Source organism: Embleya sp. NPDC005575, assembly GCF_040605455.1.
GTDB lineage: Bacteria > Actinomycetota > Actinomycetes > Streptomycetales > Streptomycetaceae > Embleya.
The window spans coordinates 1-14,402 of sequence record NZ_JBEXCV010000095.1 but is presented as its reverse complement, the minus strand read 5'-3'; the positions used below and the strand labels follow the sequence as shown (position 1 = coordinate 14,402).

Here is a 14,402-nt window from a genome sequence, read left to right as displayed (position 1 = left end):
TCCCGTCCTTCGATACCGCAGCCTTCGCCACCGCGCTCAACTCCGCAGCTCCCGTCCGGTCAACTCCATGAACACGTCCTCCAGGCTGCGTCGTTCCACGGTCAGCCGCTCCGGCATCACCCCGTGCTGGGCGCACCACGAGGTGACCGTGGCCAGCAGCTGCGGGTCGATGTCGCCCTCGATCCGGTACGCGCCGCGGGACACCTCCAGCGCCTTGGCGCCCTCGGGCAGCGCGTTCAGCAGCGAGCCCAGGTCCAGGCCGGGCGGCCCGGCGAAGCGCAGCGAGTTCTCCGCGCCGTCGTGGCACAGCGCCTCGGGCGAGCCGGACGCGATCACCCGGCCCCGATCCACGATCGCCACCTCGTCGGCGAGCTTCTCCGCCTCGTCCATCAGGTGGGTGGTCAGCACCACGCTCACCCCGTCGGTACGCAGCTCGCGCACCAGGTCCCAGGTGGCGTGCCGGGCGTGCGGGTCGAGTCCGGCGGTCGGCTCGTCCAGGAAGACCAGCTCGGGGCGGCCGACCACGGCGAGCGCGAGCGCGAGGCGCTGCTGCTGCCCGCCGGACAGCCGCCGGTAGGTGGTCCGACCGCACGAGCCCAGGCCCAGTCGCTCGATCAGCATCGACACGTCCAGGGGGTGCGCGTGCAGCTTCGCCACGTGGCGCAACATCTCCTCGGCGCGCGCTCCCGAGTACACGCCGCCCGCCTGCAACATCACCCCGATCCGGGGCCGCAGCACGGCTGCGTCGCGGACCGGGTCCAGGTCGAGCACCCGCACCTCGCCCGCGTCGGCGCGCCGGTAGCCCTCGCAGATCTCGATCGTGCTGGTCTTCCCGGCCCCGTTGGGGCCGAGTACCGCGGTCACCAGGCCGCGTTCGACGGTGAGCGAGAGCCCGTCCACGGCGGTCTTGTCGCCGTAGCGCTTGACCAGGCCCGTGATCGCGACTGCCGGCGGCGAGGAGTCCATGACGAGTCAGTCTAGAAAGGTCTCGGCACCCCTCGTGGCGGGGTCGTCCGGATCGGCCCACCTGACGGGTCGTCAGGGATATCCGCAGGTCGGGCCGGGTGCGACGCGGGGTGTGTTGTTAGGCACACCTAAGTGACGGACCGCACGTGATCACCGTTTGGTCTGCGGCGCGATTAACGCAACAATGGTGTTGTGGAAAACATGCGGACGAGCGAAGAGGTACCGAGGCGGACCACCGCCGCGGCTGCCGGCACGCCCGAGCATGACGGTCACGAGGGCACCCGGCACCGGGTCACCCGTTCGATCGTCGACCACGGCCCGTCCACCGCGGCGGACCTGGCCGAGCGGTTGGAGCTGACCCCGGCGGGCGTGCGTCGCCATCTGGACGCACTGGTCGCCGAGGGTGTGGTCGAGGCCACCGAGCAGCGCGTCTACGGGCGCCGCGGTCGGGGTCGCCCGGCCAAGGTGTTCGCGCTCACCGACGCCGGCCGCTCCGGTTTCCACCAGGAGTACGACGAGCTGGCGGCCGAGGCACTGGGCTTCGTGGCCGAGCACCTCGGCGACGAGGCGGTGGCGAAATTCGCCCGCGAGCGGCTTGCCGCGCGCGAGGAGAGGTATCGTCCCTCGGTCGAGTCCGCGCCTCCCGGGGAGCGGGCCCGAGCACTGGCCGAGGCGCTGTCCGCCGACGGGTATGCCGCGAGCGCGCGGCCCGCACCCGGTGGAGAGCAGCTTTGCCAGCACCACTGTCCGGTGGCTCACGTCGCCGAGCGGTTCCCGCAGCTCTGCGAGGCCGAGGCCGAGGTGTTCGCGCGCCTTCTCGGTACGCACGTGCAACGGCTGGCGACGATCGCCCACGGCGACGGCGTCTGCACCACGCACGTTCCCGCTGTGCAGGCTGAACCGGCCGGTCCGACCGGCCGCAGGGTCGGCTCGTCCGGCCCGAAGGCCGTTTCGTCCGGCCTGAAGAACAGCGAAGACAAGAATCCGCCGCGCCGGGGCCCTTCCCGTTTGCGGGAATCGACCGACGCCACCCCGGCTTCCGGGAGGACTACTTCATGACCACCGACGCTCGCCCCGAGCTCGAGGGCCTGGGCACCTACGAGTACGGCTGGGCCGACTCGGACACCGCCGGTGCCTCGGCGCGACGAGGCATTTCCGAAGAGGTCGTCGCGGATATCTCGGCGAAGAAGTCCGAGCCCGAGTGGATGTTGAAGCAGCGCATGAAGGGCCTTCGGCTCTTCGGCAAGAAGCCGATGCCGACGTGGGGCTCCGACCTCTCCGGGATCGACTTCGACAACATCAAGTACTTCGTGCGCTCGACCGAGAAGCAGGCCGCCTCGTGGGAGGACCTGCCCGAGGACATCAAGAACACCTACGACCGCCTCGGCATCCCGGAGGCGGAGAAGCAGCGCCTGGTCGCGGGCGTCGCCGCCCAGTACGAGTCCGAGGTCGTCTACCACCAGATCCGCGAGGACCTGGAGGAGCAGGGCGTCATCTTCCTGGACACCGACACCGGGCTGCGCGAGCACCCGGAGCTGTTCAAGGAATACTTCGGCTCGGTGATCCCGACCGGCGACAACAAGTTCTCCGCGCTGAACACCGCGGTGTGGTCCGGTGGCTCGTTCATCTACGTCCCGCCGGGCGTGCACGTGGAGATCCCGCTCCAGGCCTACTTCCGGATCAACACCGAGAACATGGGCCAGTTCGAGCGCACGCTGATCATCGCCGACGAGGGCTCCCACGTGCACTACGTCGAGGGCTGCACGGCGCCGATCTACAAGTCGGACTCGCTGCACTCGGCCGTGGTCGAGATCGTGGTCAAGAAGAACGCCCGGGTGCGCTACACGACCATCCAGAACTGGTCGAACAACGTGTACAACCTGGTGACCAAGCGCGCGGTGGCCCACGAGGGCGCCACGATGGAGTGGATCGACGGCAACATCGGTTCCAAGGTCACCATGAAGTACCCGGCCGTGTGGTTGCTCGGCGAGCACGCCAAGGGCGAGACGCTCTCGATCGCCTTCGCGGGCGAGGGCCAGCACCAGGACGCCGGCTCGAAGATGGTGCACTGCGCCCCGAACACGTCGTCCAACATCGTGTCCAAGTCGGTCGCGCGCGGCGGTGGCCGCACCTCCTACCGCGGTCTGGTCCAGATCGAGGAGGGTGCGCACGGCTCGACCTCGTCGGTCAAGTGCGACGCGCTGCTCGTGGACACGATCAGCCGCTCGGACACCTACCCGTACGTCGACGTCCGCGAGGACGACGTGTCGATGGGTCACGAGGCGACCGTCTCCAAGATCTCCGACGACCAGCTGTTCTACCTCATGAGCCGCGGCATGACCGAGGACGAGGCCATGGCGATGATCGTGCGCGGGTTCGTCGAGCCCATCGCGCGCGAACTCCCCATGGAATACGCCCTCGAGTTGAACCGCCTGATCGAGCTTCAGATGGAAGGGGCTGTGGGCTAGTCCATGGCTGCGAACACCAACACTCCCGGTAGTAGCACGACCGCCGGATCGATCGCCGTGCGCGAGGCCGGGGCCGCGAACGTGCTCGCCGGCCCCGGCACCGGCCGCTCGGTCGCCCAGCCCGCGGACGCCCGTCAGGTCGCCGCCGCGTCCTACGACGTGGCCGACTTCGTGGTGCCCACCGGTCGCGAGGAGGACTGGCGGTTCACCCCGCTGGCCCGACTGCGCGGCCTGCACGACGGCACCGCCGCCGCCGGCGACCGGGGCGAGGTCACCGTCTCGGTGGCCGCGCCCGAGGGCGTCACCGTCGAGACGGTCGACCGTTCCGACGCGCGGATCGGCCGCGTCGGTGCGCCCGTCGACCGGGTCGCGGCCCAGGCCTACAGCTCGTTCGAGAAGGCCACGCTCGTCGTGGTCGGCAAGGACACGCAGCTCGCCGAGCCGGTCGTGGTCTCCCTGCACGGTGCCGGCGGCACCGCGTTCGGACACGTCACGGTCGAGGTCGAGCGGTTCGCCGAGGCGACCGTGGTGCTCGATCACGGCGGTTCCGCGACCTACGCGCAGAACGTCGAGTTCATCGTCGGCGACGGCGCCAGGCTCAAGGTCGTCTCGATCCAGGACTGGGACGCCGACTCCGTGCACGTGGCCTCGCACCTGGCCCGGGTGGGTCGGGACGCGTCCTTCACGTCGGTCGTGGTCACCCTCGGCGGCGACCTGGTCCGACTGTTCCCGCGCGTGGTCTACGACGCTCCGGGCGGCGACGCCGAGCTGTACGGCGTGTACTTCGCCGACACCGGCCAGCACCTGGAGCACCGTCTGTTCGTCGACCACGACGTGCCGCAGTGCCGCAGCCTGGTCACCTACAAGGGCGCGCTCCAGGGCGCGGACGCGCACACGGTGTGGATCGGCGACGTGCTCATCCGGGCCGCCGCCGAGGGCACCGACACTTACGAGCTCAACCGCAACCTGGTGCTCACCGACGGTGCGCGCGCCGACTCGGTGCCCAACCTGGAGATCGAGACCGGCGAGATCGCCGGCGCCGGGCATGCCAGTGCGACCGGGCGCTTCGACGACGAGCAGCTCTTCTACCTCCAGTCGCGCGGCATCCCGGCCGACGAGGCCCGCCGCCTGGTCGTACGCGGCTTCTTCGCCGACGTGATCTCCCGGGTCGGCATCGCCGACCTCCAGGAGCGGCTGATGAAGCAGATCGAGGCGCGCCTCGAAAGCGGCGCCCGATGAGCTATCTGAAGGCCTGCGCCGAGACCGACCTGCACGAGGACACGCCGCTGCGCGTCGTGCTCGACGAGGTCCCGGTCACCCTCGTGCGCACCGAGGGCGACGTGTACGCGATCAACGACGTGTGTTCGCACGCCAACGTGTCGCTGTCCGAGGGTGAAGTCGAGGACTGCACGATCGAGTGTTGGCTGCACGGCTCGCGCTTCGATCTGCGTACCGGCCGTCCCTCGGGCCCCCCGGCCAATCTGCCGGTCCCCGTGTACCCCGTGAAGATCGACGGCGGCGCCGTCTATGTCGAAGTGAACCAGGAGTCCTGAGTCCGTTATGGCAACGCTTGAGATCCGCGACCTGCACGTCAGTGTGGCCGCCGAGAACGGTCCGCGCGAGATCCTTCGCGGCGTCGACCTGACCGTGAAGCAGGGCGAGACCCACGCCATCATGGGCCCGAACGGCTCCGGCAAGTCCACCCTGGCGTACTCGGTCGCGGGCCACCCGAAGTACCAGGTCACCGGCGGGAGTGTGCTGCTCGACGGCGAGGACGTGCTGTCCATGACCGTGGACGAGCGGGCCCGCGCCGGCCTGTTCCTCGCCATGCAGTACCCCGTCGAGGTCGCCGGCGTCTCGGTGTCCAACTTCCTGCGCACCGCCGCCACCGCCACCCGAGGCGAGGCCCCCAAGCTGCGGTTGTGGATCAAGGAGGTCAAGGAGGCCATGGAGCGCCTCCAGATGGACCCCGCCTTCGCCGAGCGCAACGTCAACGAGGGCTTCTCCGGCGGCGAGAAGAAGCGCCACGAGATCCTTCAGCTGGAACTGCTGCGCCCGAAGATCGCGATCCTCGACGAGACCGACTCCGGTCTGGACGTCGACGCGCTGCGCGTGGTGTCCGAGGGCGTGAACCGCGTGCAGGCCGGCGGCGAGATCGGCACTTTGCTGATCACCCACTACACGCGCATCCTGAAGTACATCAAGCCCGACCACGTGCACGTCTTCGCGGGCGGCCGGATCGTCGAGTCCGGCGGCGCCGAACTCGCGGACAAGCTTGAGGACGAAGGCTACGAGGCGTACACCGGCAAGGGGGAGACTGCATGACAGTGCACCTGCCGGGGCTGCTCGACACGGACGCGATCCGCAAGGATTTCCCGATCCTCGAACGGCTCCTGCACGGCGACCGACCGCTTGTCTACCTGGACAACGCGGCGACGTCGCAGACCCCGCGTCAGGTGATCGACGCCATGACGCACTACTACGCGAACAGCAACGCGAACGTGCACCGAGGCGTGCACGTGCTGGCCGAGGAGGCCACCGCGCTGTACGAGGGTGCCCGGGACAAGGTCGCGGAGTTCATCAACGCGCCCAGCCGGGACGAGGTGATCTTCACCAAGAACTCCTCCGAGGCGATCAACCTCGTGGCCAACATGCTGACCTGGGCGGACGAACCGTTCAAGGTCGGCGTGGGCGCCGACGTGGTGATCACCGAGATGGAGCACCACTCGAACATCGTCCCGTGGCAGCTGCTCGCGCAGCGCACCGGCACGCAGCTCAAGTGGTTCGGGCTCACCGACGAGGGCCGACTCGACCTGTCGAACATCGAGCAGGTGATCACCGAGGAGACCAAGGTCGTCTCGGTCGTGCACACCTCGAACATCCTCGGCACGGTCAACGACCTGGAGTCGATCGTGCGCCGCGCGCACGACGTCGGCGCCCTGGTCGTGGTCGACGCGTCGCAGGCCGCGCCGCACACGGTGCTCGATGTCCAGGCTCTGGGCGCCGACTTCGTCGCGTTCACCGGCCACAAGATGTGCGGTCCGACCGGCATCGGCGTGCTCTGGGGCCGGCTGGGCCTGCTGGAGGAACTCCCGCCGTTCCTGGGCGGCGGCGAGATGATCGAGACCGTGACGATGAGCGCGTCCACGTACGCGCCCGCGCCGCACAAGTTCGAGGCCGGCACCCCGCCGATCGCGGAGGCGGTCGGGCTCGGTGCGGCGATCGACTACCTGTCGGCGATCGGCATGGATCGCATCGCCGCGCACGAGCACGCGATCACGGGTTACGCGATCGACGCGTTGAAGGGTGTCGAGGGCCTGAAGATCATCGGCCCGGCGGACAACGTGGCGCGCGGTGCGGCGATCTCCTTCACGTTCGGCGACATCCACCCGCACGACGTGGGCCAGGTGCTCGACGAGCAGGGCATCGCGGTCCGGGTCGGTCACCACTGCGCCCGTCCGGTGTGCCTGCGCTACGGCGTGCCGGCGACCACGCGGGCCTCGTTCTACCTCTACTCCACTCCGGCCGAGGTCGACGCGCTCGTGGCCGGGCTGGAACATGTTCGACAGTTTTTCGGTTAGCACTGTTTCGGCCGAACAGGGGCGGGAGGCGAAGAGATGAAGCTCGACGGGATGTACCAGGAGATCATCCTGGATCACTACCGGCACCCCCACAACAAGGGGCTGCGGGACCCGTTCGACACCCAGGTCCACCACGTCAACCCGACCTGTGGGGACGAGGTGACGCTGCGCGTGAAGCTGGACGGCGAGAAGGTTCTCGACGTCAGCTACGAGGGCCAGGGTTGTTCGATCAGCCAGGCCAGTGCATCCGTGATGACCGACCTGGTGATCGGGCACACCATCGAGGACGCGCTGCACGCGGGGGACGCGTTCCTCGCGCTCATGCAGTCCAAGGGGCAGGGTGAGCCGGACGAGGACGTCCTGGAGGACGCCGTGGCGTTCGTCGGCGTCAGCAAGTACCCGGCCCGGGTGAAGTGCGCGTTGCTGGGTTGGATGGCCTTCAAGGACGCCACCGCGCAGGCGCTGCAGACGACGGAAGGGCAGAAATGACCGAGACGCAGGCGCGTCCCGCGGCTACGCCGGAGGACGTCACCGAGGCGATGTACGACGTCGTCGACCCCGAGCTCGGGATCAACGTCGTCGACCTGGGCCTGGTGTACGGCGTGCATGTCGACGACGCGAACATCGCCACCATCGACATGACGCTCACCAGTGCGGCGTGTCCGCTCACGGACGTGATCGAGGACCAGACGCGGACCGCGACCGAGGGGATCGTCGCGGACATGCGGATCAACTGGGTCTGGATGCCGCCGTGGGGGCCGGACAAGATCACCGACGACGGGCGCGAACAGCTGCGCGCGCTGGGGTTCAACCTGTAGCCCCTCGGGCCGGCTGGGCCCTTCTGCCTTGCGCTCGGGCCTTGCGCCGGCCGGGTTGGCCTCAAGCGCCGGCCGGGCTGGGTGGCCTCAAGCGCCGGCCGGGCTGATTTGGTTTCGGCCGGCGTTGGGCGTCGGTTCGGCTTGAGGTGGCCTTGAGCGCCGGGTGGGCCGACGGTTGTCGGTTTGGCCGGCGCTTTCGGGTTTTCAGGGGCGGGGTTGGGCTACGCCGAGGAGTTCGAGGACGTCGGTGTCGCCGCGTTGTTGGAGGCGGTGGAGGACGGCCTTGAGGTCGATGCCGGGGTCGAGGCCGATCCGGGCGCCGAGGAGTTCGGGGAGGTTGACCTGTTCCGGGACCGGGTCCACGCCGGTGTGGCGTAGGGCGCGGGCCCAGCGGGGGAGGCGTACCGTCGCGTCGCCGCGGACCAGGCGGGCCTCCAGGCGGCCCTGGTGGATGGACGAGATGAAGACCATGTCGCCCTCGTGCGCGGACAGTCCGGCCAGGATGGCGCGCAGGGACACCAGGTAGGGCGTGTCGGACCAGCGCAGCGCGGCGGGGCCGTGCCCGTGGTGCAGGCGGACCTGACCGCCGGGGGTGACGCCCAGGGACTGGGCGAACGCGACCGGCAGCTTGACCGGTTCGCCTTCGAGCATCGCGGTGGACACGTCCACCCGGAACGCCCACGCGCCGGTGTCCTCGCGGAAGCAGCCCGCGGTCCAGGACGGATCCCCGATCGGCGCCGACTGCTGCTTCTGGGCCGGCCGCTCCAGGGTGTCCGCCGAGCGGGAGAGCACGTGCCCGTTCTCCACCTGGAAGCCGTCCAGCCGGCCGATCCAGGCGGTCTGTAGCGGCTTGCGGATACCCATCGCGGCCAGGTCGCGCTCCAGCGCTCGAAGCGGCACCGGGCCGTGTACGCAGGCCGCGTCCAGCGTGCTCTGGGTGCGGTCGGACAACTCGCCGAGCGGCGCGCCGGAAAGCCAGCCGTCCACCGACGTGTGCAGGCCGAGCAGGCCGCGCAGCACCTGCCACACCTGGATCTCCAGACCCGGCACGGTCTCGGTGTGCTTGGGGTGCAGCGCGCGCAGCTCGGACACCGTGGTGAGCACGCCGAGACGGTCCCGGACGAAGCTCAGGTGGACCCGGACCGGCGCGCCCTCCGAGCGGGCGATCCGCTCGTCCAGGTTGCGCCGCAAGTCCCGCTCCATGATCTTGACCTCGGCCGGCGAGACGCCGAACTCGGCTGCCAACGACTCCAGTTCGCGTGGCGCGTCGGTGAACAGCCGATCCCGGGCGAGGACCTTGCGCTGCGGTTCGGCGGTGGTGAACCAGGACCCCAGCACGGCGACCAGGTCGCCGCCGCCGGGTTCGCCGGCGCGCGGAAGCGGCCGGTCGACGAGCATCGTGACGTCCTCGGTTCCGGGCAGCGCGCCCGGCACCATCTCGACGGTGGCTTCGAGGTCGGCGGCGGCGGCCTTGGTACCCCGGTTGGTCCGCGGCACCGCCGAGTGGTCCGGCGGTGCGGGTACGGACGGTACCTCCGCGGCGGTCGCCCCGGCGGCCGGCTCCGCGACCGACGTCGGAGCCGGCGCGGTGCGCGGTGGGTGGCTCGGTCGGGGCGGGATGCGCAGGCCCTCGGGCGTGCGCGGAGCGTCCGACTCGCCCACCGCCGGCATCCTGCCCGCGGTGGGCGGCGGGACCTCGCCGAACGCGTCCTGCCCGAGGTCCTCGGCGGAATCGGCCCCGGCGGAATCGCTCTTGGCGGACTTCGACTTCGACTTCGGCGCCGGGCCGGCGGGCGCATCGGCCTGCCCTCGGTCCTTGATCGTGCGGATCGGGATGTCCGCGACGGTCATCGGCGGCGTCTCGCCGAACGCGTCCAGGCCGGGCAGGTCGCCCTCGGTCGCGGGCTCGGCGGACGCGGCGCGCGGCGGTGCGTCCTCGGAGGTGTCCTCGGTCCGGATCACCGGTTCCCGACGGCTGCCGGGCCCCGACTCGATCCGGGGCTCGTCGGATCCGTCGCCGGGGTGCGGCTCGGGCACGGTGCGCGGTTCGGCCTTCGCCGCCGGCTTGCGGTCGGCCGGCGCGGCCGGGGCCACGTCGGCCCGGGTGGGCGGCGGGACCTCGCCGTACGCGTCCCGACCCATCGCCGTGTCCGGCGTCGCCGCGGACGGCTCGGCCGCCGCTTCGTCCGTGTCGGGCGCGGCCGGTTCGGCAACCGGCGCCGGCGGCATCGCGAGCGACGCACGCAGCCCGGACGGGACCTGGGTGAGCAGCGCGGTCAACGCCGTGCGAACCTCCTCCGAGGCGTCCTCCAGACCGACCACCGCGGCGGTTTCCAGGGTGACCTGGGCGAGTTGCGCCATCAGCGGTACGTCCGGCGCCTGGGCGGCCAGCCAGCGCACCACCGTGCCCAATTCGGAGGTCAGCGGCTCGGGCAGCTTGACCGGGCGCAATTCGTCCTCGTCCAGGTCGCCCCAATCATCCGGAGTGTCCCAGTCGCCGTCGGCCGGTGCGGGCGGGATGACGGTGCTCGACGCGGCGGGCACCGGCTCGGGAGTGGGCTCCGGCGCGGGCTCGGTCGGGGTCGGTTCCGGTTGTGCCTCGACGGCCGACGCCGATGCGAGTGACGGTACGGGCTCGCTCGCGGCGGTGTCGGGCGCGCCGAACACCGCTTCCACGTCCACCGATTCGTCGTCCGCGGGCAGCAGCCCCAGCACCTCCTCGAACAACCGGGCCACCAACGGTCGCACCGTCGAGGTGCCGATCTGGGTCCAGTCGCCGACCTCGCGCACGGTGGTGGTGAGCAGGTCCGCCCAGTCCGGCGTACGCACCATCACGTTCGTCCGGGCGCCGTCGGGCCACTGGGACAGTCGGAAGCCGTTGCGGGCCAGCCACGCTCCCGGCAGCAGGTCGCCCAGGCGCAGGTGTCGAAGCTCGGTGTAGGCCAGATCGGCGAGGCGCCCCGGGAGCTCGTCTCGGCCGAAGGTGTCCGCGGCCCGAACCACGGGCACGCTCATCCACCACGCCGCGGGCAGGTCCTCGTGTTCGAGGTAGTCGGCGACGAGTTCGGGCGCGACGAAGCGCAAGGCCGGTACGAAATCGGCCAGAGTGGCCTGGAGCCGGGGCTGCATGCAGGTCCTCCGTGACGCGGTCGGTACCCCCGACGTTAGCGGCCGGGTGGCGAGCCGGCCCGGGGTTCCCGGGCCGTTGCCATCTGCTTGCGGGACGAAGCGGCGGTTCGGTTGGTTCCCCGAGCCCCGTCCCGGGCCGTGCGATACGAGTCACGTGGCGGTCCCGGCGCGCTGCTCGGCGCGGCTGTCGTCCGAAATCGCTACCCCGCCGAGCAGGGCGGGAACCGCGTCCCGGGCGCCCGAGGGCGCCTTTGTCGAGGGCGTGCGCCGATCGAGCGCCGGTCGCGCGTCCATCGCCGGCCCGCGCCACGTTTCACCAGGGGGAAAGAAGTCGATCTCACCAACAGTGGAGACAAGGGCGGCTAGCTTGGACAAAGGTCGCCGATGCCTCCGGCCGCCTCATCCGCGCCACCAGGGGAGAGCAGGGGGAGACGTGGGCGAAACCGCATCATCGCCGCGATTCGGGAAATCTCCGGTCGGCCCGCTGCTCCTGTCACTGCGGTTGACGGCCACCGTGGAAGCGGTCCCACGAGCGCGGCACGCGTTGCGTCGGGTGCTCGACGACCGGGTCCCCGACGCGCCCGTGGACACCCTCGAACTGCTCCTGTCGGAGTTGGTGACCAACGCGGTCAAACACACGACGCGAGGTTGCACCGTCGCGGTGGCCGTGCTGCGGCGGGACAACTCGATCCGGATCGCGGTCGTGGACAACGACACGGCGCTCCCCGAGCCGGGCGGCGCGGTGGACCTGCTCGACGAGCACGGGCGTGGGCTGTTGTTGGTGGATGCGATGGCCGAGGAGTGGGGGAGCTATCCCGTGCCGGACGGCAAGGTGGTCTGGTGCGACGTCAAGACCGCGTCGTGAACTTGGGCGCGTGGCGCGCGGGGACGGTTCGCGATGGGGCGGACGAGGACGTGTTGCGGTATCTCGCGGCGGCTGCGGCCGGGTTGGGTGGCCTCAAGCGCCGGCCGGGCTGGGTGGCCTCAAGCGCCGGCCGGGCTGGGTGGCCTCAAGCGCCGGCCGGGTTGGGTGGCCTCAAGCGCCGGCCGGGCTGGTTGGTCTCATGCGCCGGCTGGGCTGCTTGGTTTCAAGTCCCGGTCGGGCCGGCGTTGTTTGGGGGCTCATTTGGTTGTGTCGCCTGTGGTGGCCGCACTCGTGCGCGGTCCGCCCTTGGCGCGTCGAAGAAGCCCAGGTCGATGTAGACCTTGCGGTCGCCCGGGTAGTCGAAGGGGCCACCGCCGAGGTCGCCCCGCCGCACGCGGTCGAGGTGCCGCCCGTGAAGAACCGGGTCGGCGCCGGCTTGTAGCTCGCGCCCCGGCGTCCGCGAGCACGCGGTTGTCCGCCGGCGCCGAGCCGGTCCGGGCTCAGGCCGAAGATCAGGCCGAGCGCGACCGCGATCAGTCGCGCGCCGCGCCGCCGCTCACCGCGAGCCCGGGCCGCCGCAGCCCGCCGTCATCCGATCCGCGTCGTCGTCGAACTGTGTCGGGGCACCGCCCGCGGGCTCGGGGACACCGGGACCGGACCAAGGATGTGATGGGCGTCGAGTGACGGATATCCCTTTTCCGGGTCTTATCGCCCGGGTTGCCCTCGTGCCCGCAGGGCGCCCGGAAATCCGCCGCGAGCGCTCCCGTAGACTCGGGTGCATGGTCGGTTTCTCTGGATATCCCCGCGAGCGGCCTTAGAGCGGTGTGGCTTCCCCGCAAGCCCCGCACGACCGTCCGTCTTCGTCAGTCCCCGACCGGGAGTCCAGTCCTTCATGATCAATGCAACCAACGTCGAACTGCGTGCCGGCGCCCGCATCCTGCTCGAACCCGCCTCCTTCCGGGTCGCGGCCGGCGACCGGATCGGCCTGGTCGGCCGCAACGGCGCCGGCAAGACCACCCTGACCAAGACGCTCGCCGGCGAGACCCAGCCCGCGTCCGGCGCCATCACCCGCACCGGCGAGGTCGGCTACCTCCCGCAGGACCCGCGCACCGGCGACTTGGACGTGCTCGCCCGGGACCGGATCCTGTCCGCGCGCGGGCTGGACGTGGCGCTTTCCGGGATGCGCGAGGCCGAGGGTCTGATGGCCAGCGCCAGCGGTGAGACCGCCGCGAAGGCGATGCGCAAGTACTCGCGGCTGGAGACCGAGTTCCTGACCAAGGGCGGCTACGCGGCCGAGGCCGAGGCGGCCACCATCGCGGCCAGCCTGGGTCTGCCGGACCGGATCCTGGGCCAGGAACTGCACACCCTCTCCGGTGGCCAGCGGCGCCGGGTCGAGCTGGCCCGGATCCTGTTCTCGGATGCCGACACGCTGCTCCTGGACGAGCCCACCAACCACCTCGACGCCGACTCCATCGGGTGGCTGCGCGACTTCCTCAAGACCTACAAGGGCGGCTTCATCGTGATCAGTCACGATGTCGGCCTGATGGAGGCGTGCGTCAACAAGGTGTTCTACCTGGACGCCAACCGCACCACCATCGACATCTACAACGTCGGCTGGAACGCCTACAAGCTCCAGCGCGAGACCGACGAGCGGCGCCGCAAGCGCGAGCGGGCCAACGCGGAGAAGAAGGCCGATCAGCTCTTCTCGCAGGCCGACAAGATGCGGGCCAAGGCGACCAAGACGGTGGCCGCGCAGAACATGGCCCGCCGCGCCGAGAAGCTGCTCTCCGGGCTGGAGAGCGAGCGCAAGTCGGACAAGGTCGCCAAGCTGCGCTTCCCCAAGCCCGCGCCGTGCGGGAAGACCCCGCTGATGGCGACCGGCCTGTCCAAGTCGTACGGCTCGCTGGAGATCTTCACCGACGTCGACCTGGCCATCGACAAGGGCTCGCGGGTGGTCATCCTGGGCCTCAACGGCGCCGGCAAGACCACGCTGCTGCGGCTGCTGGGCGGCGTCGAGGAGGCGGACACCGGCAAGATCGAACCCGGCCACGGGCTCCAACTCGGCTACTACGCGCAGGAACACGAGACGCTCGACCCCGAGCGCACGGTCCTGGAGAACATGCGCTCCTCCTCGCCCGACCTCGACCTGGTCGAGGTGCGCAAGGTGCTGGGTTCGTTCCTGTTCTCCGGCGACGACGTGGACAAGCCGGCCGGAGTGCTCTCCGGTGGCGAGAAGACCCGGCTCGCCCTCGCGACGCTGGTGGTCTCCAAGGCCAACGTGCTGCTCCTGGACGAGCCCACCAACAACCTCGACCCGGCCAGCCGCGCCGAGGTGCTGGACGCACTGCGCACCTACGAGGGCGCCGTCGTGCTCGTCACCCACGACGAGGGCGCGGTCGAGGCGCTCCAGCCGGAGCGGATCATCCTGCTCCCGGACGGCGTCGAGGACCTGTGGAACGAGGACTACGCGGACCTGGTCGCGCTCGCCTGATCGACCGGGCGCCCACGCCCGGACACCCGGAACCACCGACACCCCGTCGGGTTGCCGGGATAGGCAACCCGACGGGATAGGAAG

The 14,402-nt window shown here is 70.6% G+C and carries 12 protein-coding genes; 10 read left to right on the top strand and 2 right to left on the bottom strand.

Going from position 1 to position 14,402, the window contains the following annotated elements; genetic code table 11:
- Positions 1–36 precede the first annotated feature (36 nt).
- Entirely contained in the window at positions 37–966 is a 930-nt protein-coding gene (locus tag ABZS54_RS27415; RefSeq protein WP_355541508.1) for an ABC transporter ATP-binding protein, read from the bottom strand.
- Between the two features lie 201 nt (positions 967–1,167).
- On the opposite strand from ABZS54_RS27415, the gene ABZS54_RS27410 reads away from it, so the two are divergent.
- From ABZS54_RS27410 to ABZS54_RS27375, 8 genes are read left to right on the top strand one after another with little or no spacing between them, the layout of a single operon-like run.
- The gene (locus tag ABZS54_RS27410; protein WP_355541549.1) at positions 1,168–2,025 is read left to right on the top strand and encodes a metalloregulator ArsR/SmtB family transcription factor; all 858 of its coding nucleotides are present in this window, start codon (positions 1,168–1,170) and stop codon (positions 2,023–2,025) included.
- A complete protein-coding gene (sufB, locus tag ABZS54_RS27405; RefSeq protein WP_355541505.1) occupies positions 2,022–3,434 on the top strand; it encodes a Fe-S cluster assembly protein SufB in 1,413 nt (470 codons plus the stop codon). Before ABZS54_RS27410 ends, sufB begins: the two co-directional genes overlap by 4 nt.
- A 3-nt stretch (positions 3,435–3,437) precedes the next feature.
- On the top strand, positions 3,438–4,673 hold the full coding sequence (gene sufD, locus ABZS54_RS27400) for a Fe-S cluster assembly protein SufD (RefSeq protein WP_355541502.1): 1,236 nt from the start codon (positions 3,438–3,440) through the stop codon (positions 4,671–4,673).
- Positions 4,670–4,987: a non-heme iron oxygenase ferredoxin subunit gene (locus ABZS54_RS27395; protein WP_355541499.1), complete on the top strand. Its 318-nt coding sequence runs from the start codon at positions 4,670–4,672 to the stop codon at positions 4,985–4,987. The genes sufD and ABZS54_RS27395 overlap by 4 nt, the downstream gene beginning before the upstream one ends.
- A 7-nt stretch (positions 4,988–4,994) precedes the next feature.
- On the top strand, positions 4,995–5,759 hold the full coding sequence (gene sufC, locus ABZS54_RS27390) for a Fe-S cluster assembly ATPase SufC (RefSeq protein ID WP_355541496.1): 765 nt from the start codon (positions 4,995–4,997) through the stop codon (positions 5,757–5,759).
- Positions 5,756–7,015, top strand: coding sequence for a cysteine desulfurase (locus tag ABZS54_RS27385; protein ID WP_355541493.1), 1,260 nt, complete (start codon positions 5,756–5,758; stop codon positions 7,013–7,015). Before sufC ends, ABZS54_RS27385 begins: the two co-directional genes overlap by 4 nt.
- Before the next feature lie 36 nt (positions 7,016–7,051).
- Complete coding sequence (sufU, locus tag ABZS54_RS27380) at positions 7,052–7,504, top strand: Fe-S cluster assembly sulfur transfer protein SufU (RefSeq protein ID WP_355541490.1); 453 nt, start codon at positions 7,052–7,054, stop codon at positions 7,502–7,504.
- Positions 7,501–7,833, top strand: a complete 333-nt coding sequence (locus tag ABZS54_RS27375) for a metal-sulfur cluster assembly factor (protein ID WP_355541487.1) — start codon at positions 7,501–7,503, stop codon at positions 7,831–7,833. The genes sufU and ABZS54_RS27375 overlap by 4 nt, the downstream gene beginning before the upstream one ends.
- Before the next feature lie 204 nt (positions 7,834–8,037).
- Here the strand turns inward: ABZS54_RS27375 and ABZS54_RS27370 are convergent, their stop codons facing one another.
- Positions 8,038–10,962 carry a hypothetical protein gene (locus ABZS54_RS27370; protein WP_355541484.1) on the bottom strand — a complete coding sequence of 975 codons (2,925 nt, stop codon included), beginning with the start codon at positions 10,960–10,962 and terminating at the stop codon, positions 8,038–8,040.
- A 433-nt stretch (positions 10,963–11,395) separates the two neighbouring features.
- Here ABZS54_RS27370 and ABZS54_RS27365 point away from each other — a divergent pair, with 433 nt between their 5' ends.
- Together ABZS54_RS27365 and ABZS54_RS27360 are read left to right on the top strand one after the other, a co-directional pair.
- Complete coding sequence (locus tag ABZS54_RS27365; protein WP_355541481.1) at positions 11,396–11,827, top strand: ATP-binding protein; 432 nt, start codon at positions 11,396–11,398, stop codon at positions 11,825–11,827.
- A gap of 892 nt (positions 11,828–12,719) precedes the next feature.
- Complete coding sequence (locus ABZS54_RS27360; protein WP_355541478.1) at positions 12,720–14,318, top strand: ABC-F family ATP-binding cassette domain-containing protein; 1,599 nt, start codon at positions 12,720–12,722, stop codon at positions 14,316–14,318.
- Positions 14,319–14,402 lie beyond the last annotated feature (84 nt).

What these genes read in the sequence shown, in the direction of transcription:
- ABZS54_RS27410 (WP_355541549.1), top strand. Translation starts at nt 1,168, where the DNA reads ATGCGGACGAGCGAAGAGGTACCGAGGCGGACCACCGCCGCGGCTGCC.
- ABZS54_RS27415 (WP_355541508.1), bottom strand. Translation starts at nt 966, where the DNA reads ATGGACTCCTCGCCGCCGGCAGTCGCGATCACGGGCCTGGTCAAGCGC.
- sufC (WP_355541496.1), top strand. Translation starts at nt 4,995, where the DNA reads ATGGCAACGCTTGAGATCCGCGACCTGCACGTCAGTGTGGCCGCCGAG.
- ABZS54_RS27370 (WP_355541484.1), bottom strand. Translation starts at nt 10,962, where the DNA reads ATGCAGCCCCGGCTCCAGGCCACTCTGGCCGATTTCGTACCGGCCTTG.
- sufD (WP_355541502.1), top strand. Translation starts at nt 3,438, where the DNA reads ATGGCTGCGAACACCAACACTCCCGGTAGTAGCACGACCGCCGGATCG.
- ABZS54_RS27375 (WP_355541487.1), top strand. Translation starts at nt 7,501, where the DNA reads ATGACCGAGACGCAGGCGCGTCCCGCGGCTACGCCGGAGGACGTCACC.
- sufU (WP_355541490.1), top strand. Translation starts at nt 7,052, where the DNA reads ATGAAGCTCGACGGGATGTACCAGGAGATCATCCTGGATCACTACCGG.
- sufB (WP_355541505.1), top strand. Translation starts at nt 2,022, where the DNA reads ATGACCACCGACGCTCGCCCCGAGCTCGAGGGCCTGGGCACCTACGAG.
- ABZS54_RS27385 (WP_355541493.1), top strand. Translation starts at nt 5,756, where the DNA reads ATGACAGTGCACCTGCCGGGGCTGCTCGACACGGACGCGATCCGCAAG.
- ABZS54_RS27395 (WP_355541499.1), top strand. Translation starts at nt 4,670, where the DNA reads ATGAGCTATCTGAAGGCCTGCGCCGAGACCGACCTGCACGAGGACACG.
- ABZS54_RS27360 (WP_355541478.1), top strand. Translation starts at nt 12,720, where the DNA reads ATGATCAATGCAACCAACGTCGAACTGCGTGCCGGCGCCCGCATCCTG.